The sequence below is a fragment of the Paraburkholderia sp. J10-1 genome (genome assembly GCF_905220165.1).
Classification (GTDB): Bacteria; Pseudomonadota; Gammaproteobacteria; order Burkholderiales; family Burkholderiaceae; genus Paraburkholderia.
Genome location: NZ_CAJMYW010000009.1, coordinates 154,095 through 171,822 on the forward strand (window position 1 = coordinate 154,095; position 17,728 = coordinate 171,822).

General features: G+C 64.6%; 21 protein-coding genes and 2 pseudogenes. 6 read left to right on the plus strand and 17 right to left on the minus strand.

Annotated features, from left to right (window positions below; genetic code table 11):
- Window positions 1-27: 27 nt before the first annotated feature.
- The 13 genes and pseudogenes from U5A65_RS26020 to U5A65_RS26080 form a co-directional block, all read right to left on the minus strand.
- Window positions 28-894 (minus strand): FoF1 ATP synthase subunit gamma, encoded by an 867-nt coding sequence (locus U5A65_RS26020; protein ID WP_321948207.1) that lies wholly within the window; start codon window positions 892-894, stop codon window positions 28-30.
- Window positions 891-2,420, minus strand: coding sequence for a F0F1 ATP synthase subunit alpha (locus U5A65_RS26025; RefSeq protein ID WP_321948209.1), 1,530 nt, complete (start codon window positions 2,418-2,420; stop codon window positions 891-893). The genes U5A65_RS26020 and U5A65_RS26025 overlap by 4 nt, the downstream gene beginning before the upstream one ends.
- A complete protein-coding gene (locus U5A65_RS26030) occupies window positions 2,401-3,150 on the minus strand; it encodes a F0F1 ATP synthase subunit B (protein WP_321948210.1) in 750 nt (249 codons plus the stop codon). The genes U5A65_RS26025 and U5A65_RS26030 overlap by 20 nt, the downstream gene beginning before the upstream one ends.
- A 12-nt stretch (window positions 3,151-3,162) precedes the next feature.
- The gene (locus tag U5A65_RS26035) at window positions 3,163-3,408 is read right to left on the minus strand and encodes a F0F1 ATP synthase subunit C (protein ID WP_321915692.1); all 246 of its coding nucleotides are present in this window, start codon (window positions 3,406-3,408) and stop codon (window positions 3,163-3,165) included.
- The gene (locus U5A65_RS26040; protein ID WP_321948470.1) at window positions 3,405-4,103 is read right to left on the minus strand and encodes a F0F1 ATP synthase subunit A; all 699 of its coding nucleotides are present in this window, start codon (window positions 4,101-4,103) and stop codon (window positions 3,405-3,407) included. The genes U5A65_RS26035 and U5A65_RS26040 overlap by 4 nt, the downstream gene beginning before the upstream one ends.
- A complete protein-coding gene (locus U5A65_RS26045) occupies window positions 4,103-4,375 on the minus strand; it encodes an ATP synthase subunit I (RefSeq protein WP_321948212.1) in 273 nt (90 codons plus the stop codon). The genes U5A65_RS26040 and U5A65_RS26045 overlap by 1 nt, the downstream gene beginning before the upstream one ends.
- A complete protein-coding gene (locus tag U5A65_RS26050) occupies window positions 4,368-4,673 on the minus strand; it encodes an AtpZ/AtpI family protein (RefSeq protein WP_415765620.1) in 306 nt (101 codons plus the stop codon). The genes U5A65_RS26045 and U5A65_RS26050 overlap by 8 nt, the downstream gene beginning before the upstream one ends.
- Window positions 4,670-5,125 carry a F0F1 ATP synthase subunit epsilon gene (locus tag U5A65_RS26055; RefSeq protein WP_321948216.1) on the minus strand — a complete coding sequence of 152 codons (456 nt, stop codon included), beginning with the start codon at window positions 5,123-5,125 and terminating at the stop codon, window positions 4,670-4,672. Before U5A65_RS26055 ends, U5A65_RS26050 begins: the two co-directional genes overlap by 4 nt.
- A 9-nt stretch (window positions 5,126-5,134) precedes the next feature.
- A complete protein-coding gene (atpD, locus tag U5A65_RS26060; protein WP_415765622.1) occupies window positions 5,135-6,601 on the minus strand; it encodes a F0F1 ATP synthase subunit beta in 1,467 nt (488 codons plus the stop codon).
- A gap of 17 nt (window positions 6,602-6,618) precedes the next feature.
- The gene (locus U5A65_RS26065) at window positions 6,619-7,269 is read right to left on the minus strand and encodes a BON domain-containing protein (protein ID WP_321948218.1); all 651 of its coding nucleotides are present in this window, start codon (window positions 7,267-7,269) and stop codon (window positions 6,619-6,621) included.
- 45 nt (window positions 7,270-7,314) lie between these two features.
- A complete protein-coding gene (locus U5A65_RS26070) occupies window positions 7,315-7,809 on the minus strand; it encodes a hypothetical protein (RefSeq protein WP_321948219.1) in 495 nt (164 codons plus the stop codon).
- Between the two features lie 386 nt (window positions 7,810-8,195).
- Window positions 8,196-9,035: pseudogene (locus tag U5A65_RS26075) on the minus strand (putative PEP-binding protein); the annotation flags it as partial.
- A 22-nt stretch (window positions 9,036-9,057) separates the two neighbouring features.
- Entirely contained in the window at window positions 9,058-9,510 is a 453-nt protein-coding gene (locus U5A65_RS26080) for a universal stress protein (protein WP_321948221.1), read from the minus strand.
- 224 nt (window positions 9,511-9,734) lie between these two features.
- On the opposite strand from U5A65_RS26080, the gene U5A65_RS26085 reads away from it, so the two are divergent.
- Together U5A65_RS26085 and U5A65_RS26090 are read left to right on the plus strand one after the other, a co-directional pair.
- Window positions 9,735-10,226 carry a carboxypeptidase regulatory-like domain-containing protein gene (locus U5A65_RS26085; protein ID WP_321948222.1) on the plus strand — a complete coding sequence of 164 codons (492 nt, stop codon included), beginning with the start codon at window positions 9,735-9,737 and terminating at the stop codon, window positions 10,224-10,226.
- Between the two features lie 118 nt (window positions 10,227-10,344).
- On the plus strand, window positions 10,345-10,539 hold the full coding sequence (locus U5A65_RS26090) for a hypothetical protein (RefSeq protein ID WP_321948224.1): 195 nt from the start codon (window positions 10,345-10,347) through the stop codon (window positions 10,537-10,539).
- A gap of 101 nt (window positions 10,540-10,640) precedes the next feature.
- Here the strand turns inward: U5A65_RS26090 and U5A65_RS26095 are convergent, their stop codons facing one another.
- Window positions 10,641-11,291, minus strand: coding sequence for a BON domain-containing protein (locus tag U5A65_RS26095; RefSeq protein ID WP_321948225.1), 651 nt, complete (start codon window positions 11,289-11,291; stop codon window positions 10,641-10,643).
- Window positions 11,292-11,630: 339 nt separating this feature from the next.
- Between U5A65_RS26095 and U5A65_RS26100 the strand changes: the two genes are divergently transcribed.
- The 3 genes from U5A65_RS26100 to U5A65_RS26110 all read left to right on the plus strand — a co-directional run bounded on the left by U5A65_RS26100 (window position 11,631) and on the right by U5A65_RS26110 (window position 14,554).
- Entirely contained in the window at window positions 11,631-11,993 is a 363-nt protein-coding gene (locus tag U5A65_RS26100) for a lecithin retinol acyltransferase family protein (protein ID WP_321948226.1), read from the plus strand.
- 224 nt (window positions 11,994-12,217) lie between these two features.
- A complete protein-coding gene (locus U5A65_RS26105; protein WP_321948228.1) occupies window positions 12,218-13,762 on the plus strand; it encodes an NAD(P)/FAD-dependent oxidoreductase in 1,545 nt (514 codons plus the stop codon).
- Between the two features lie 210 nt (window positions 13,763-13,972).
- Entirely contained in the window at window positions 13,973-14,554 is a 582-nt protein-coding gene (locus U5A65_RS26110) for a hemerythrin domain-containing protein (protein WP_321948230.1), read from the plus strand.
- A 162-nt stretch (window positions 14,555-14,716) separates the two neighbouring features.
- Here U5A65_RS26110 and U5A65_RS26115 read toward each other — a convergent pair whose 3' ends face one another.
- The 3 genes and pseudogenes from U5A65_RS26115 to U5A65_RS26130 form a co-directional block, all read right to left on the minus strand.
- On the minus strand, window positions 14,717-14,938 hold the full coding sequence (locus U5A65_RS26115; protein WP_321948232.1) for a hypothetical protein: 222 nt from the start codon (window positions 14,936-14,938) through the stop codon (window positions 14,717-14,719).
- Between the two features lie 11 nt (window positions 14,939-14,949).
- Window positions 14,950-15,327: a hypothetical protein gene (locus tag U5A65_RS26120; protein ID WP_321948233.1), complete on the minus strand. Its 378-nt coding sequence runs from the start codon at window positions 15,325-15,327 to the stop codon at window positions 14,950-14,952.
- 372 nt (window positions 15,328-15,699) lie between these two features.
- Window positions 15,700-16,769: pseudogene (locus U5A65_RS26130) on the minus strand (putative bifunctional diguanylate cyclase/phosphodiesterase).
- An 80-nt stretch (window positions 16,770-16,849) separates the two neighbouring features.
- Here U5A65_RS26130 and U5A65_RS26135 point away from each other — a divergent pair.
- On the plus strand, window positions 16,850-17,173 hold the full coding sequence (locus U5A65_RS26135; RefSeq protein WP_321948239.1) for a hypothetical protein: 324 nt from the start codon (window positions 16,850-16,852) through the stop codon (window positions 17,171-17,173).
- Window positions 17,174-17,728 lie beyond the last annotated feature (555 nt).

A 17,728-nucleotide genomic window follows, 5' to 3' on the forward strand; every position in this document is an offset into this window, starting at 1 on the left:
GGCGCGACGCCGCGCGGCTGATATCGATCAATCCATTGCGCGCTGCGCCGCCTCGCGTCCGGTGGTCAGTTCGACGATTTCCGCGGTGATCTCATCCTGGCGCATCGCACGATACTGTTGCGAAAGGCTGGCCAGCCGCGCTTGCACGTTCGTGCGCGCGGCAAGCATTGCGCGTACGCGTGCCTCATTCTCGGCCGCGAACGCGAGCATCAGCGCCTCGCACAGTTCGAACGACACATAAAGCCCGACGAGCCGCGCAAGAATCCGCGCGGGCGCCACGTTGACGAGCGGCGGCAACGCGCGAGGTGTCACATGAAAGCGCGCGAAATCGAACGGAATGAGTGTGCGCTGCACGACGCGCAGACGCGACTCGCCAGGCAGCGCGTACGTGAGCGTGACGCGTGTCGCGCGCTCGCCATCGGCAAGCCGGGCGTAAAGCGCATCGGACACGCGGGCCGCGAGACGGGGGACGGCTGCCGGATGCGCGGCCATCGGCACTGACCAGGCCTGTGCGAGACCACGCTGCGCGCATGCGCTCACGAGCCGTGTGCCGACCAGCAGCCAGTGACCGACGCGCTCGCGAGGGCGGAGCAGGGCTTCTTCCGCAATCCGGTCGTTGAGACCGCCGACGAAACCCTGCTCCGCACCGATGACGATGCGCACCTCGGCGCCGTCGCCCGAGTTCGCAGCGCCCGGCAACGCACTCGAGGGGTCAAACGCAAGGACGTCCCCAATCGCTGCTCCAGCCGCTGCTGCGCACGCGCGGATACCGGCGAGCCGCGCGTGGGCGTCGCGCGAGCGCGCCGCGGCAATCCCGCGCATGGCGCCGACCACGGCTTCCAGCTGATGGGTCGCGCCGATCCGGGCTTCGACCTCGCCGAGCTTGCCGCTCATATCGCCTCCTCGCCAGGCGCGACACGGCCCGCGCCGGCTTCGTCGCGCACAATGCCCGCGATGCATTCACGCACCCGTTCGCGCAACGCGGCAACGTTTTGGGATGATTCGCCATCCGAATCGTCAACTGCAAGACGCTCGCGGATCTTTGCAACGGCGCTCACGGGCAGCGCATCGAACTCGCCATCGGCGAGCGCTCCGAGCAGCGCGACCTGCCCGGCAGTGCCAAGCGGGTTGAAGCGCGGCTGCGCGAGCAACGCGCGAATGCGCTCGCCGCGCGCAATCTGCGCACTCACACGCACGTCCGTGAGGCCGCCAAAGCGCGCGAACATCTCCAGCTCGAGAAACTGCGCGTAGTCGATCCTCAGCCGCCCCGCCACCCTCCGCAGTGCGCTCACTTGCGCCTTGCCGCCCACGCGGCTCACGCTCAATCCCACGTTGACCGCAGGGCGCTGGTTCGACGCGAACAGCGCCGCATCCATCACGAGCTGGCCGTCGGTGATCGAAATCAGGTTGGTTGGAATATAAGCCGAAAGATTGCCCGCGTCGGTCTCGGCAATCGGCAGTGCAGTGAGCGAGCCGCCGCCCAGTTCGGGGCTCAACCTCGCCGCACGCTCCAGCAGCCTTGCATGCAGATAGAAGATGTCACCGGGGTAGGCCTCGCGCCCGGGCGGCTCGCCGGTAAGCAGAGCCAGTTCGCGGTGTGTGGCGGCGTGCTTCGAAAGATCGTCGATCACGACCAGCGCGTGCCGGCCACGGTCGCGAAAATACTCGGCGACCGAGAACCCCGCGAACGGCGCGATCCATTGCATGCCAGGCGAAGCCGAAGAAGGTGCCACCACGAACACGCACCGCTGCGGCGCGCCGCGCGCGCGCACGGCATCGATCACGCGCTGCACCGCCGTGGCGCGCTGTCCCACGGCGACGTACACGCAGATCACGTCGCTCGCGCGCTGGTTGACGATCGCGTCGACCGCAAGCGACGTCTTGCCGGTAGCGCGGTCGCCGATGATGAGCTCGCGCTGGCCGCGCCCGATCGCGAACAGCGCATCGACGATCAGCACGCCAGTTTCCAGCGGCTCGCTCACAGCGCCCCGCTCGACGATGGCGGGTGCGGGGCGCTCCACAGGCAACCATGCCTCGGCGGCGAGCAACTCGCCGCAGTCGAGCGGCCGCCCAAGCGGATCAATCACGCGCCCAAGCAGCGCCTCGCCCACCGGCACCTGAAGCACGGCGCCGGTGCGCTCCACACGCTCCCCGGCCTCCACACCTGTCGCGCCGTCGAGCAGCACCACATTCGCCAGATGCGCGTCGAGCGTGCGCACGTAACCCGTCGCGCCACTCGCGAAGCGCACCGTTTCGTCGAGTGCGACATCGGTGAGCCCCGCGATGCGCGCAACGCCGTCGGCCACGCTCTCCACGCAGCCGTTGGTTTGCGCCTCGGCCGCGATGCGCACGCGAGCGAGCGCGTCTTGCGCTCGCGATAGCCAGCTCCGCGCTCCGGATTCAGCCGCGCACACCACCATGCTCCAGCAATGTCTCGCGAATGGCGTCGAGATCGTGTCGCAGATGATTGCGCACCGCCGCGTGCGCGCCCATGAGTTCGAGCCCGGCGATCAGCGTGGGGTCAGCGCGCACGCGCAGCGTGACGTCGCGCCCGAGCACCGCGCCGAAAGCCGCCTCGCAGGCTTGCTGTTCGGCCGCGCTCAGCGCGCGCGGCGCAGCCAGCGCAAGCGGCTCGCCCTGGGCGCCGAATTCGGCGCGCGTCTCGGGCGGCAGCGTTGCCAGGGCCTCGGCCGTCGCGCCAATGAAGCCCTGCACACGCGCCTCCGGTGGCATGCGATCGAGAAGACGGCCCGCAATCACTACCGCAAGCCGTACGGCGTCGTCCTCGATGTCGCGCGCCTGCGCAGCGCGCCCGCGTTCGATTTCGCTCTCAGCTTGGGCACGCAGTTGCGCGGCTTCGGCTCGCGCCTGCACAAGCAGGGCCGCCTTGTGCGCTTCGGCGTCTGCCTGCGCGGCCCGAAGCGCTGCGTCACGGGAGGCCGCAAGCCGCGCGGTTTCGTCGCGCGCGGCGTCGTGCTCGGCCTGCGCTGCCCGGCGGTTTGCCTCGGCATCCGCAAGCAGCGCCTGCGCCGCTTTCTGACGCGCGGCAACGATATCCGCCACGGGGCGGAACAAAAAGCGCGCAAGCAGCCAGACCAGCACGAGGGCATTGACCGTCTGCAGCGCGAGCGTCGACCAGTCGATATGCATGGTGCTGCCCCGCTACTTGACGAACGGATTGGCGAACAGCAGCAGAAGTGCCAGCACGAGGCAGTAGATCGCCATTGTTTCGATCATCGCAAGGCCGACAAACAGCGTGCGCGAGACGGTGCCTGCGGAATCGGGCTGCCGCGCGATGGCGTCCATGGCGGCGGCAACGGCGCGGCCTTCGGCGAGCGCGGGACCAATGGCGCCGAACGACACCGCGAGCGCGGCGGCCGCAATGCTGACGATTTCGATGAGATTCATGGCTTTTCCTGTGCGCGATGTCCGGGACCCGAGCGCTCGCCACCCGCCGCAGCGCCGACGAACACCATCGCAAGCACCGCGAATATGTAGGCCTGCACGGCGCCGGTGAGAAGGTCGAGCGCCATCAGCGGAATGGGCACGAGCAACCCCGCGAGGGAGAGCACGATGCCGACCACGAACACGCCGCTCATCACGTTGCCGAAGAGGCGCACGACGAGCGAAAAGGTGCGCGTGAGCTGCTCCACGACGTTCAGCGGGATCATGACCCACGTCGGCTCGGCGAAGGTCGCCAGATAGCCGCGCAGCCCGCGCGTGCGCAGACCGTGAAAGACGGTTGCTGCAAACACGATCAGCGCGAGCGCGGCGTCGGTTTCGAGATGCGCGGTCGGCGGCTCGATACCCGGCAACAGCGACGACCAGTTCGCCGCCAGCACGAACACAAATAGCGTGCCGATCAGCGCACGGTACGGGGCGGGGTCGCCTTCGATCGTGTCGCGAATCTGGGCGTCGAGCGTGGTGACGAGCAGTTCCAGCACGGTCTGCGTCTTCGAAGGCGCAAGCACGAGCCGCCGCGTGAGCAAGACCGCAGCGGCGGCCATGCAGGCCATGATGGCCCACGTGACCACGACCGGTGCCGTGATCGAGAGCGCGCCGAGGTGCCAGAGCGGTGTGGTGGCGAGCGGCGAGGCTTTCATCATGTCTGCACCGCCTGGCGTAGCACGACATGGCGAGCGAGCAGCAGCCCGGCCATCCCCGCGAGCAGCGCCGGGAAGCCCGCGTGCGCGAGTGCGAACAGGATGAACGCAGTCAGCACGCAGCGCACGGCCTGTGCGCCGAGCGCAACACCCATGCGGCCCGCCGCAAAATACCGCGCGTTCCACCGCAGCGCGGCGAAGTGCGCCGCCCCTGCCGCGACTCCAGCGGCAAGAGCCGCCGCGCATGCCCAGAACGTCGAGTGCTCAGTCATCCTGATGACCCCGCTCCTGTCGATGCATCCACTTCCATGCGAACCAGAGACCCGCCGCCGCGCCAAGCATGAGCATCGGCGCCGAGAAGAACACGCGCGTGCCGAAAAAGCGGTCGAGCATGTGGCCGATCGCGAGCCCCGCCAGCGTCGGCAACACGATGGTCCAGCCGAGAATGCCGATCTGCCCGAGCCGGCTGCCGAGCGACGGCTCCGGTTGCGCGCGGCCACGCGCCTGCCGCTGCGCGGCGTCGCGCGCCGCCTGCGCCATGTGGTTGTGCTCACCTGACGGATCACTCATCGCCCTCGCTCCTGCGGCGCTGTAATCTCCTGTCCGTCCGGCACCCCTGGGCCGCGCAGATAACACAGCATCTGCCGCACCGCCTGGGCATGCAGGCGCACGGTCTCCACGCGCATTCGCCGCTCGGCGTCGATCTGAGCCGCGCGCACACGGGCGACTTCGCGCTCGAGGCGCTCGAGCGAATCGCCGACGATCGCCTCGCGGCATGCAACGGCCACAGTGCGTCCGCCGGATACCGTCAAGAGGCCGCCGTCCACTGCGCAATAGCGCCGTTGCCCGTCCGGCCCGACCCAGCGCACCACCGAAGGCACCAGCATCGTGATGAAGTCCGCGTGTGCCGGACGTATGCCAAACGAGCCGCTCTCGTCCTCGGCGCGCAAGGAGCCGGCGACCTCATGATTGACCACCATGTCCAGCGGCGTGGCGATCGTCAGGTCGAGTAGCACGGCCATGCTTGCCCCCTATGCGAGTGCGGCCGATGTGGCCGCTGTTGCCGAAACGCGCTCTTTCTCGCGCGCTTCGTCGAGCGTGCCGACCATGAAGAACGATCGCTCCTGCCAGTCGTCGCACTCGCCGGCGAGTATTGCCTTGCAGCCCGCCAGCGTGTCGGCAATCGAGACCGAGCGGCCCGGCTGTCCCGAGAATGCTTCTGTGACCGTGAACGGCTGCGTGAGAAAGCGCTGCAAACGACGCGCGCGTTGCACGAGCAGACGGTCTTCGGCGCCCAGTTCCTCGACACCAAGCAGCGCGATCACGTCCTGCAGTTCGCGATGGTGCTCGATGAGCCGTCGCACTTCGATCGCAACCGCCGCGTGCTCCGCGCCGACAACGAGCGGATCGAGCAGCACCGACGACGAAGCGATCGGGTCAATGGCCGGATACATGCCCTCCGCCGCCATGGCGCGCGAGAGTACGACCATGCTGTCGACGTGCGCCGCGATCGTCGCCACGGCGGGATCGGTGAAATCGTCGGCAGGCACGTAGACAGCCTCGACGGCCGTCACCGCCGCATCGCCCACCGAGACGATGCGCTCCTGCAGCGCGGCCACTTCGCTCGCGAGCGTCGGCTGATACCCGACCCGCGAAGGCATGCGCCCAAGCGACGCCGACACCTCCGCGCCCGCCTGCACGAAGCGAAACACGTTGTCGATCATGAGCAGCACGTTCTGGCGCTTCTCGTCGCGAAAGTGCTCGGCGATCGTGAGCGCCGTGAGTGGCACGCGCCAGCGCGCGCCCGGTGGCTCGTTCATCTGACCGTACACCAGCACCGTACGCTCGAGGACGTCCGATCCGCGCATATCCGAGAGCATCTCGTGGCCCTCGCGCGAACGCTCGCCGACCCCCGCGAACACCGAGATGCCCTGGTAGCGCTCGACCATCGCATGTATCAGCTCCATCAACAGCACGGTCTTGCCGACACCCGCGCCGCCGAACATCGCGGCCTTGCCGCCCTGCGCGAGCGGCGCGAGCAGATCGATCACCTTGATGCCGGTAGTGAAGATCTCAGTGGAACCGCGCAGCGCCGCCAGCGGGGGCGACGCGCGGTGAATGGGGCGGCGCGGAACGCCTGCGTCGAGCGGCGCGCCGCCGTCATGCACCACGCCGCTCACGTCGAGCAGCCGGCCGAGCACCGCGTCGCCCACGGGAACCTCGAGCGGCCCGCCGTACGCTTCGACGCGGGCGCCGCGCCGCAAACCCGCCGTGGACTGCAAGGCGAGCGCGCGCAGCACGGTGGTGCCGAGATGCGCTTCGACTTCCGCGGTGAGGCGAGAGCCGTCGTCGCGAATGATCGACAGCGCGTCTTCGACGGGTGGCAGCGGCCCAGCTTCGAACACGACGTCCAGCACCGCACCGCGCAAGGCGCTCACGCGTCCGACGGCGCGCGTGGCAGAAGCCGCAGTGTCGTTCGAGGGATGGTTGTTGGGCACGGGGCTTCTCCGCGGCATCATGCAAGCACGAGCTCGTCGATGACCGCGCTCACGCCGGGCTGTGCCCACGCCGCACCGCGCGCCACGGCACGTTCGGCTTCCGAGGCAACGGTACCCTTGAGCGTCACCACGCCGTCGCTGATTTCGACATGGATGCGCGTGGCCTCGTCCTCGGCGTAGTGCAGCAGCGCTCGGCCGATACGCTCGCTGATCTTGCGGGGGGCCATACGCCGGTGCGCCGCCACACGGCTCGTGATTCCGGTGACGCCACGCAAGCGCAAGAGCGAGCGGATCGCAAGCTCGCGCTGCCACTCCCATTCGACAGCCCCCCGCAAGAAGAGGTGGCCCTTCACCGCTTCGACTTCCACGGCCCGTTGCGGCACCCCTGCCGTCCAGTGCAGTACGGCGCGCGCCATATCCGCGATTGCTTCGTCGCCGGGCGGGTCGGTGGCCGGCACTTCGACCCGCGTGCGCGCAAGAACGGAACGCACGCCGCTCGCGCGCCCCGCGACGCGTTCGGCGGCATGCGTCTGGGCGAGCGACGGCGCCGATCCCGCAAGCGTCACGACCCCGTTTGCCACTTCGACACGGATGCGCGATGCGTCGAGCGCGGAGTCGAACGCGAGTTCGTCCAGCACGTCCTGCTTCAGTTGCGTATCGGATTTCATGGTGCGCTCGCGCGGGCATCGTCTATCGAATCGGATTCCTGACGATCAGGCACTCGCTGAGACGGAGCCGCTTGCGGGCTTCGCCGGTATCGCCTCGCCGTTCGGGCGCAAGCCCACGAACTGGCCGAGATACGTCATCCAGTCGGCCGCCGGCAGCAGGGCGCCTGCCGGATGCGAGGTCTGCGCCTGCGCAAGCACGCAAGCTTTTTCGAAATCGACTGCTGCCTCTCGCATCAAAGCCCCAAATGCCGCCTGGCTTCGCGCATTCAGATCCTGACTTTGCTCGCATAGCGCCGTGCTGGCCGCAAAGTACTCGCGCACCAAGGTTTGCCACGTCTGCACGAGCGCCCCCGAATCGTACATGCGAGCATCCAGTAGGGCCTCGCAGGCATGTTGCGCCGCCACACGGTCGCGTTCCACGCACTTCGCCTGCAGCCCCAGCGCGGCCTGCAGCTCCTCCAGACCCAGCTGCACCATGCGCGTGCCCACGCTCATCACGCACATTGGCGCAAGCTGCATGTTTTGAGGGGTGTCTTTCATGTCGATCTCCTGGTCGATTGAGCGCCGTTGCCTAATCTACCGCTTGCGGCGTTGCACGGCAGCCCGGGTTCCTCGTTCAATCTAATGGGGGCGCTTCGCGCGCAATTGACCTGCATCAGAAGTTTTTGGGGGCAGGTTGGTGGCGCAGACACACACCGATCAGTGCTCCTCGTGAAATGCGGCGAGCCTGATGCAGGGGCTCAGGCCGCGCCCGTGGAACCAGCGTTGGATGCTCGCAGCCTGACAGGCAGTGACGCCATGACGACACGTCGAACCGAAGCATCACGCGGCGCAAGACGGTTGTCCGTCTTACGCCGCGATCGATGTGACAGCCTCTGCGCGTTCCGAGAACGCGTGGAGCGCCGACACGATTCACCGTGCGCCGATTACAGCGGCCAGCGTTCCGCTCGGGTCACGGGCATGCCGGCATCTGCGTCGAGCGCCGGCTCGCTGGCCGCGACGCGCCGCTTGATCGCAACGAAGCTGTCGGGGCTCACCGAAATCGAGTCGATGCCGCACTCGACGAGGAAAGCGGCGAACTCGGGATGATGCGCGGGCGCCTCGCCGCATAAGCCGACCTTCGCGCCGGCATGATGGGCCTCGGCGATCACCCTGCGCACCATCCATTTGACCGCTTCGCTTTGCTCGTCGAAGAGCCCTGAGAGCTGCGCCGAGTCGCGGTCCACACCGAGCGTGAGCTGCGTGAGATCGTTGCTGCCGATCGAAGAGCCGTCGAAGCGCTGCGCGAACTGGCGCGCCAGCACGACATTCGACGGAATCTCGCACATCACGTAGACCTCCAGACCGTTGCCTCCGCGCTCGAGGCCGTTCTCCTTCATCGTCGCCAGCACGCGATCGGCTTCCTCGGGCGTGCGGCAGAACGGAATCATCACGACGACGTTGGTGAATCCCATCGCCTCGCGCAGTCGGCGGATCGCCCGGCATTCGAGCGCGAAACCTTCGCGGTACAACGATGAGTAGTAGCGTGAGGCACCGCGAAAGCCGAGCATCGGGTTCGCTTCCTTCGGCTCGAACTGTGCACCGCCAACCAGGTTCGCGTATTCATTGGTCTTGAAGTCGCTCATGCGCACAATGACGGGCCGCGGATACTGCGCGGCCGCGATGCGCCCCAGTGCGCCGGAAAGATGCTCGACGAAGTACTCCGTGCGGTCCTCATAACCCGCAGTCAGATCGCGGATGGTGCGCTTCCCCTGTTCGTCCGACATAACGAATGCGGGCCGCCGCGGCTCACGCCGGCTCGCCGCGCACGAGCAGCACGGGACAAGGCGCATTGCGCGCGAACTCCTCGGCCACGCTGCCGAGGAAGGCGCGCCTGACGCCGCGCCGGCCATGCGTGCCTAGCACCACGAGCTGCGCGCCAAAGCGCGACGCACAGGCTTGCAGACAGTCCGCCACGCTTTGCGTGACGCCGCCCACTTCCTCAAGTTGCGTCTCGCAGTCCACACCCGCCGCCTTCGCTTCGGAGCCTGCCGCTGCGAGCCGCGCTTTGGCCTCTTCGCGATACGACGCGAGCAGTTCCACCGGAACGTAGGTCAGCCCCATGCCGAACGGCGCAACGACGTCAATCACGTGCGCTACGCAAAGCCGGGCGCCGGTCAGTTTCGCCATGCGCAGCGCCTCGGCGAGGGCCAGCTTCGAAGTCTCACTACCATCAAATGCAACCAGAATCTTCTCGTACATGCTCAGCCTCCTGACCCGCCGGATATCCCGCGCCACATCGCCTTGCCTGACGCACATCTTCGGAGCGAGTCACGTCACACGATTGATTTGCATCAAGAGACATCCGATCGCGTGGCATCGGCATGCCTTGATTTGCATCAGAAGCGGCGACGCGAGGCGCGGGATGCTGCTGCTGTTGCTGTTGCCGTGACAAGCCCGGCCGCGGCCTATACGAGGAGCGTTCCGTGAAACTTGCCTGTGAAATTATCGTGACCGTCGCCCTCGTCGCGGCAACAAGCCCTGGACCTAACTATTGCGCGGCGCAGAGTGCTCCCGCTGAAACAGAGGCGGCTGCGACGCGGACCGTGCAGAATGGCGTCGCCTATATCACCGGGGGTGTGGGCAGCGATGAAGCGGCTGCGGTGCGCAGCGTCGCAGGCCAATACAGCCTGAGGATGTCCTTCCTGACACAAGGCGGCCAATTCCTTTCGGACGTGGATGTGGAGATCATCGGGCCTTCCGGGGCTTCGGTCCTCAAGACGCGCACGCTCGGTCCGTTCCTCTATGTCTCGCTGCCAGCCGGCAGGTACCAGGTCACCGCGTACGCGGCGGGAACGAGGCAGACTCGCGTCGTTCTCGTGAATGCGCGTCAAGGCACAAATGTCCAGTTCGATTTCCCGACGCTCGTGCGCCGTGCCGCTGCATCGTGTTGCCAGGTTGGCCCAGTGCGCGAATGAGACCGCGCGGGGCGATGGCGGCGCTGCCAGGTGGATTTCCCCTGATACAGGTCAAGCCGGAGACTCGCTCCATGCCTAAGCTGATTTCATTTTCGTTGCCCCGTTGGCGGGATCCATCATGTACAAGCGATTGATCTTCCTGGTCATCCTCGCACTGCCCGGTTCGTTCTTCGTCATCGCCGCCGTCGGCGCGCATCCGCGCGGCCGTGCCCTTCTCGCGCAAGCCGCGGGCTTGCCCGTGCTGCGCACGAAATACGCCGCCTTGCGCGGCGGCGCGCCACGTAGAACATTGGCGACCGTTGGCGAAAGGTGACCTCGCCGCTCAACGGCTCGCACAATCGCGCTTTCTCGCACTGGCGCGCGCCGTCGGCAAATCGCGCCGATCGGCACGCGCACCAGGCAGCAACCGCCGCCTCACTCCACAGTCAGATCGTCCACCACGGCGCGCACGCCCGGCGCGGCCCATGCCGCCCCTCGCGCCACGCAGCGTTCGGCGAACGAGTGAACCTTGCCGGACAACCTGACCGTGCCCTCATGCACGGTGACCTGAATATGCCGCGCCTCGCGGTCGGCATGCCGCCGCATCGCGTCCAGAATGTCATGGCTGATTTTTTCCGGCGCCACCGGATTGCGGACTTCAATGTGATCCGTCACGCCCGCGACACCGCGCAACTGGGTCATCGCGCGCACAGCGGTCTGGCTCTGCCACGGCCAGTCAACCGTTCCCCTGAGCGCCACGTGACCGTGCTCGACCTCCACCTGGACCGCGTCCGCGCTCAGTCCGGCTGTCCAGCGCAAGACGGAACGCGCGATGTGCGCGATATCCTCGTCGGTCCGGAAGTCATCGCCCGGCAGGCGCACATCCAGTTCGACCACCAATGCGCGCACGCCGCCCACGCGGCGCACCGCCTGTTCGGCCGCGACCTTCTCGCCAAGGCTTCCGAGGTGCCCAGCGAGCGTCACGACACCTTCCTTCACCTCGACCCCGATATTCGCGGCGGTCACTGCAGGTTCCCACTCCAGCTCTGCTTCCACGTCATGCTTGAGTTGCAGATCGGTCTTCATTGTCGCCTCCATCCAATCTGGCCCACAGCGGGCCGTTAAGGCGAGCCTGCCATGAAGCGCATTTCTGCGCCTGATCTGCATCAACTGGCAGATCGCGCCCCCTCGTGTCGTCGCTCGATCGACTCAGCATTTCACCCTCCTCGTGTCAGTTTTTTCTGACACACCGCGCACAGATCACACATCAATCTCAGCCGGGGCTGATTGTCGTCACCCGGGCCAAAACCAATACTTCAGGCGTGGCGAGTGCAGAAGTGTTCGGTGGTCACGCGGCAAGCCAATCCAGCATGAGAGGCACTGCCCCCGTTGGCCAGACACCGCCGCAGTGCCCGGGAGCGAGTCATGAGCCAGCACGAACAGTCCAGCTTCGCAGTCAGCGCATCCACGCGCGATCTGTCAGTCGGCGCTCACCTCGTCACGAAGCGTCCGGGCTATACGCATCACGGCATCTACATCGGGAGCGGCCGAGTTATTCACTACGCCGGCCTTTCGAGCCATATTGGACGTGGCCCGGTCGAGGCGGTTTCAATCGAACAGTTTTCGGCGGAATCCGGGTTCCAGGTCGTTTCGCACCCCCACGCGCAATACACGGGGCTCGAGGTAGCTCGCCGCGCGGTATCGCGCCTCGGCGAACAAAACTACCGATTGCTCACCAACAATTGCGAACATCTCTGCCTCTGGTGTGGTCGGGCAAGCGAAGAGTGACCAGATCGATGCGTGCATCCGCAATCCGGCTCGTGCCGTGCAAGTCCTTCTCACGCTGTTGGTCTGCAAACTGATCCGCGACTGGATACTCTCATCTTTCGCCAGCACGATCGCTGGCGTGAATTGACATGAATCAATCGTTTCAGTCCTAATCCGACATAGCGTTCCGATACTGGCTTGAAGGGTGGCAGCGTGCCTCGCCTCGGCCCGTGACGGAGAGCAACATGTCATCAAGCTGGAATCGCTTTGACGTGATCGTCATTGGTTCGGGAATCGGCGGCCTGGCTTGCGCCGCCGCCCTGGCGCGATGTGCCGCCCTGGTGCTGGAACGGCAGCACGTCGCCGGTGGCCTGACCCAGTCATTCAGCCGCGACGGCTTTCAGTGGGACGTAGGTCTTCATTATCTTGGCGAGATGGGTCCCGAAGGCGAGGCGCGCAGCGTGCTCGACTGGCTTACCGGCGGGGCCATGACGTTCGCGCCGCTAGGCAACGCCTACGATATCGTCCATTTCCCCGACAATTTCACGGTGCCGTTTACACGCCCAAGGGCTGCGCTCGAGGGTGAACTGAAATCCCGATTCCCCGCTTGCACAGCAGAGATCGACGCGTTTTTCGCCGCACTCGATGAGGCCGTCCATGCAGGAAGAGCCCTCTTCACACGCAGAGCACTATCGGGATTGCTTGGTGATGTTTATGGACTCTGGCACAGTCGCGCGATTCACAACTGGTGGGGCCGCACCACCGCTGACGTACTCGCCGGTCTCGTGAGCGATCCGCGACTGCGCGCCGTCCTTCTCGCGCAACAAGGAGACCACGGCGGCACGGACCCGGCAAAAACCAGCTTCGGCATACATGCTGTCGTGATGAACCACTACCTGAACGGGGCATGGTATCCGGTGGGCGGCGCAAAAGTCTTCGCCGACACGCTGGTGCCCATCATCGAACAGGCTGGCGGCGCGATCAAGCTCGATACCCGAGTGGAGGCGCTGCGCATCGAGGACGGAGAGGCAACAGGCGTGGTGCTCGATGATGGAACCGTTTTGCAAGCCCAGGCGATCTTCTCTGATATCGGTGCGCACAATACGGTTGGCTTGTTGCCGGAAGAACTGCAGCAGAGTGCCTGGGCGAAAGAAATACGCTCTTTCCAGCCCTCGGTCTGTCACGTCACGCTGTACCTCGGGCTCGAAGGAGATATCGGCACGCATGGGGCATCGGCATCGAACTACTGGTTCCACGAAAGCTGGGGGACGAGCGATGGCGTCTGGCGAATTTCAGATCAGGCCACGTCTGCTCCCGTGCTATTCGTCTCTTTCCCCTCGCTGAAAGATCCGGAGAGCCCTTCTCGCGGCCATCAACGGCACACGGCGGAGGTCGTTGCGCTCACCGACTGGGAGCCATTCGCGCGCTGGTCCCATTCCACGCTGCAAGACAGACCAGGCGAATACGCGGCATTGAAGGCGGTGATCGAGCAGAGCCTGCTTGCACAGTTCGCGCGCCATTTCCCCGAACTGGCGCCGATGGTGGCGTTTCATGAGGTCTCCACCCCGTTGAGCCTGGCGGCCTATTCGGGAGCGTATCGAGGCGCAAGCTACGGGCTCGAAGTCAGTCCTCGGCGATTCCTTTCGGAGAGTTTGAATGTCCGCACACCCATTCCGCGACTGTTTCTCGCCGGACAGGACGTCACGAGCCCCGGTGTAACGGGGGCCATGATGGGTGGCGTGATCGCCGCTGCGTCGATTGCGAACCAGATCTATTCCCATCTCCGTTAGACGAACTGACTCATGCAGCGGATCGCCGCCCGCGGTGTGCGGCGAACGAGAACGCTGTGGCGTGCGGGCCGCGTACAGATTGATAAAGATCAATGCTTCCTGCAGCCCCCGTTCCATAGTGAACAACTTGAGGCCGACCACGAGGCGCCGTCCCGGCGCCCTTAACTTCGCATTCCCACCCGGTTGGCCGTGCCTGTCACGGAGCCTGCCATGGAACCCGCCACGCGACGCAGCGCGATACAAGTCATATTGAGCGAACACAGGCGCCTTAGGAGCGTTGTAAACGGCATGCTTCGGGTGATCGATCGCATAGCGTCCAATGCCGACTCATCCGGCCCGATACTCATCCGCGCGATGCTCTATTACATCCACGAGTTCCCCGAGCAGATTCATCATCCGAAGGAAGAGTGCTATCTGCTCGCACGGCTTCGCGAGCGAACTGACGAACTGGACGCCACGATCGAGGAGCTTGGGCATCAGCACGAGGAAGGCGAGCAGCGTATCCAGGCACTCGAACGCGCGCTCACGCGGTTTGAACTGGAGGGTGCCAGCGCTTTATCTGCGCTTCGGTCCGACGTGACAGCCTATGCAGACTTCTACGCCAAACACCAGCAGCTTGAAGAGACCATCATTCTGCCTCGCGCGCAGCGCTATCTGACCGTAGCCGACTGGGTGGAGATCGACGAGGCATTCGGCGCGAATCGCGATCCATTCGAGAGTCTCGAGTGCGAAGACAATCTCGACGACCTCTATGCATTGATCGTCCAGACAATGCCCGACGCGCGATCCTGAATGCCGTAGTGCCGACCGCGACGAACACCGCACTTGCACGCCGTTCGCGTGACAGGAGCCTGAATGCGCGCAAGGTTCTTTAACATGAGTTCCTGCCCTTGACGCTGCGTGTTGGCGCTCACAGCCCTACCGGTGCCGCGAGCGCCAACCCAGCCGGCAACGTCACTGATGACCACCGTGTATATTCCCGGCCACGCCGCCCGCGACACCGCCGATAATCGCGCCGGTCCACGCATTGCCACCTGCGATCGCCGCAATGCCCGCGCCGCCAGCCGCCCCGATCGCTGCGCCGCTCATCGTGCCCTGTTGACGAGGAGTCATATCCGTGCAGCCGATGATCGCGACCAGGGTTCCCATACCAACGAACCATCCAAAGCGTTTCATGATCGGCATCCTCACTGACTCTTGTTCAGGCCGGGCAAGACCATCTGAAACCAGAGGGTTTCAATCACCGGGTGCTGGATCATTGCAGGATTCGACGCGTAATAGTTGTCCAGTCCCTGACGCACGCTGTCGAGCGTCTGGCCTTGCATGCCCTTGCCGAAACGCAGCGAGATATCGCTGCTGCTCGCACTATTGCCGGCGTAGGCACGCTCGATCTCGAGCAGATTGGCGATGCCGACGAGATACGCTTTCTTTTGATCTTCCGAGGACGCCATCCACTGCTGCCCCGTGACAATGGGGATGGTCTGTGCGTGCGCGACATTGCCCAGCATTGACAGAGGCAGGAGGCTCAGAGCTAACAGCGATCGCCATTGCGGTTTGATTGCCATCACTTGCTCCATGGGTGTTGTCCCGCAGTACGCTACCAGGTTCGAACATTCCCGTACACTGCACGCGCCTGCACTGGGCGCTGCCCATAGCGTCTGCCCTTATTTTTCGTTGCGATCTCGCCAATTGACACAGCCTGTTTGCTAACGACGCTCTCCTTCATCGATTAGCGAGCATTGGGCATGCGATGGCTAGCGGTGCACCATCTGGATTCACCATCGGGACACCTGATGAACACTGAAAAATCGGATTGGTGCACAACGTTTCGACCTTGCCATCCATTCGAGAATAGATCAGAAACGCAACGAAACGCGCATTTATTATCCAATGAAGACTCCGGCGTCACATTGCGGCAATGTCGATTCCGAGCGCCGCTATGAGTTGCGGTTGTACGCGACGCTGAGATAACGGGGAAGCGACGCAATCTCAGTCTTCGGCAGCGGCTTGCTGTAGAGAAAACCTTGTGCGACCTCGCAACCGTGCGCATCGAGGAACGCAGCCTGCTCGATCGTCTCGACGCCTTCAGCAACGACCCGCTGCCCAAGGCAACGTGCGATAGAGAGGATCGCCTTCACGAGCTCCGCATGACGCCGGTCGGACGTGACCTCTGAATGAACGTACGATCGATCTTGAGCGTATCAATGGGAAATCGGGTCAAATAGCTGAGCGCGGAATAGCCAGTCCCAAAGTCGTCGATGGCGATCGATAGTCCCATGTCCTCGAATGCCAGCAGCGCACTCATGACCGAGTCGTTCTCCGCCAGCAGGAGACTTTCGGTAATCTCGAACTCGAGCCACTGCGGTCGGCAGCCTGTTTCCTCGAGGATGTCTTTAATCACCAGCACCAGATCGCCCGACTGAAACTGTCTGGCCGACAGATTGATCGACACTTTGTGCCGCACACCACCCTCGGCATTCCATTCGGCGGCCGCGAGACAGGCCTCGCGAAGCACCCATCGCCCGAGATCGACGATCAGGCCGGTTTCTTCCGCTAGCGGTACGAACTGCCCAGGGCGCATGAACCCCTCGCCAGGACGCTTCCATCTCAACAGCGCTTCCGACCCGATGACCTCCGCACCCTGGAGCAAAACCTGAGGCTGGTAGTGCAATTCGAGTTCACCTTGATCGATCGCGCGTCGCAACTCCGACTCCAGCAACAGACGCGCGGTGGCCTCGATCGTCATTTCCTTCGTGTAAAAGCGAAAGCCGCGCCTGCCTGAGCGCTTCGCCTGGTACATTGCCGAGTCAGCGTATCTGAGCAAATCCTTCGCATCCGCACTGTCGATCGGATAGAGCGCGATACCAATGCTGCACGAAATGAACACTTCTCTTCCGTCGAGCAGGAACGCCTCATCGAGCCCCACAGTGCGGCTTGCGAGGGACCCGGAATGCCGATGCGCGCCGCTGCCGCACGACCGCCACCGGGCCGCTTTTCCAAGCAGCATTAAACTATCTTGCTGAGTTGGGGCGCACCTATGAGCGGCATCCCGGTCAGCGCGCGAACTCGGAAACGGATCAAAAGCAAATGGGCGACTCGAAGCATCTGAACGAATTTGTCGGCTACGAGAAGGACCGGCACGGGATGGTGAAGCGAAGCGGCAAACGGGTGCAGGCCTGGCACTACCGGATCATGAAGAGTCAGCCCATGATCCAGTGGACGAAGGTGCGGCATGGCACGCTGAACGGCAGCGCCTACGAATTCGCGGTCACGCAGGACAATGGCCGCACGCGCCGCGCTTACGCGTACTTCTGGTGGGGCAGCGAGCTGCTCTTTTTCCAGACTGGCACGACGTTGATGAATGAGGGCGAGGCGATTTCTTATACGGGCGCCACGAAAGTGGCCGCGTAAACCTCAACCGCACGGTGCGGCAAATCCGGCATGCTGCAGGTTCGGCGCCTGTGCATTGTCGAACGTGGCGCCTGGCCTGACCGGGCGAAAACCGGATTCCCTGGACCGGCGGGCGTGGTCCTTCCGCCAGGGCATGCGGTCACCTACGCCATGCCGAACAAAACAGCACTAGCGACGGCTTTTACTTTTACAGCCCCGGAACTCAGTCCTAATTGTTGATTGCCGCCGTGCGCGCAGCACGCACTAACGACCCTGCTCGAAGCTTTCCGGAGGCATCTCAACGTCAAGCGACCTCCGATGATCTGTCATCGATTGACGTCGCGGGATCTCCGTTCCTCCCCGATACCTATCACCGCTCGAGAAATAGCGACAGGTGGACATATATTTCGTTCGCATTCGCGCCGAAGCTATCTGCCCTCCTCTGGGAGTTTGTCGCTTAGCAACGCAGCGGGCGTCCGGATCACAGACCCTCCAAATAGCCTCATGCAATCCTCTCCCAGACATCGGCTGCACTGCGGCGCGGGCTCGTCTTGGAGCTGGAAATCCCGCACGCGT

Bases quoted from the DNA above. Each gene is read 5' to 3' on its own strand.
- U5A65_RS26020 (WP_321948207.1), bottom strand. From the start codon at position 894: ATGAGCGGCAAGCTCGGCGAGGTCGAAGCCCGGATCGGCGCGACCCAT.
- U5A65_RS26025 (WP_321948209.1), bottom strand. From the start codon at position 2,420: ATGGTGGTGTGCGCGGCTGAATCCGGAGCGCGGAGCTGGCTATCGCGA.
- U5A65_RS26030 (WP_321948210.1), bottom strand. From the start codon at position 3,150: ATGCATATCGACTGGTCGACGCTCGCGCTGCAGACGGTCAATGCCCTC.
- U5A65_RS26035 (WP_321915692.1), bottom strand. From the start codon at position 3,408: ATGAATCTCATCGAAATCGTCAGCATTGCGGCCGCCGCGCTCGCGGTG.
- U5A65_RS26040 (WP_321948470.1), bottom strand. From the start codon at position 4,103: ATGAAAGCCTCGCCGCTCGCCACCACACCGCTCTGGCACCTCGGCGCG.
- U5A65_RS26045 (WP_321948212.1), bottom strand. From the start codon at position 4,375: ATGACTGAGCACTCGACGTTCTGGGCATGCGCGGCGGCTCTTGCCGCT.
- U5A65_RS26050 (WP_415765620.1), bottom strand. From the start codon at position 4,673: ATGAGTGATCCGTCAGGTGAGCACAACCACATGGCGCAGGCGGCGCGC.
- U5A65_RS26055 (WP_321948216.1), bottom strand. From the start codon at position 5,125: ATGGCCGTGCTACTCGACCTGACGATCGCCACGCCGCTGGACATGGTG.
- U5A65_RS26065 (WP_321948218.1), bottom strand. From the start codon at position 7,269: ATGAAATCCGATACGCAACTGAAGCAGGACGTGCTGGACGAACTCGCG.
- U5A65_RS26070 (WP_321948219.1), bottom strand. From the start codon at position 7,809: ATGAAAGACACCCCTCAAAACATGCAGCTTGCGCCAATGTGCGTGATG.
- U5A65_RS26080 (WP_321948221.1), bottom strand. From the start codon at position 9,510: ATGTACGAGAAGATTCTGGTTGCATTTGATGGTAGTGAGACTTCGAAG.
- U5A65_RS26090 (WP_321948224.1), top strand. From the start codon at position 10,345: ATGTACAAGCGATTGATCTTCCTGGTCATCCTCGCACTGCCCGGTTCG.
- U5A65_RS26095 (WP_321948225.1), bottom strand. From the start codon at position 11,291: ATGAAGACCGATCTGCAACTCAAGCATGACGTGGAAGCAGAGCTGGAG.
- U5A65_RS26100 (WP_321948226.1), top strand. From the start codon at position 11,631: ATGAGCCAGCACGAACAGTCCAGCTTCGCAGTCAGCGCATCCACGCGC.
- U5A65_RS26105 (WP_321948228.1), top strand. From the start codon at position 12,218: ATGTCATCAAGCTGGAATCGCTTTGACGTGATCGTCATTGGTTCGGGA.
- U5A65_RS26110 (WP_321948230.1), top strand. From the start codon at position 13,973: ATGGAACCCGCCACGCGACGCAGCGCGATACAAGTCATATTGAGCGAA.
- U5A65_RS26115 (WP_321948232.1), bottom strand. From the start codon at position 14,938: ATGAAACGCTTTGGATGGTTCGTTGGTATGGGAACCCTGGTCGCGATC.
- U5A65_RS26120 (WP_321948233.1), bottom strand. From the start codon at position 15,327: ATGGCAATCAAACCGCAATGGCGATCGCTGTTAGCTCTGAGCCTCCTG.
- U5A65_RS26135 (WP_321948239.1), top strand. From the start codon at position 16,850: ATGGGCGACTCGAAGCATCTGAACGAATTTGTCGGCTACGAGAAGGAC.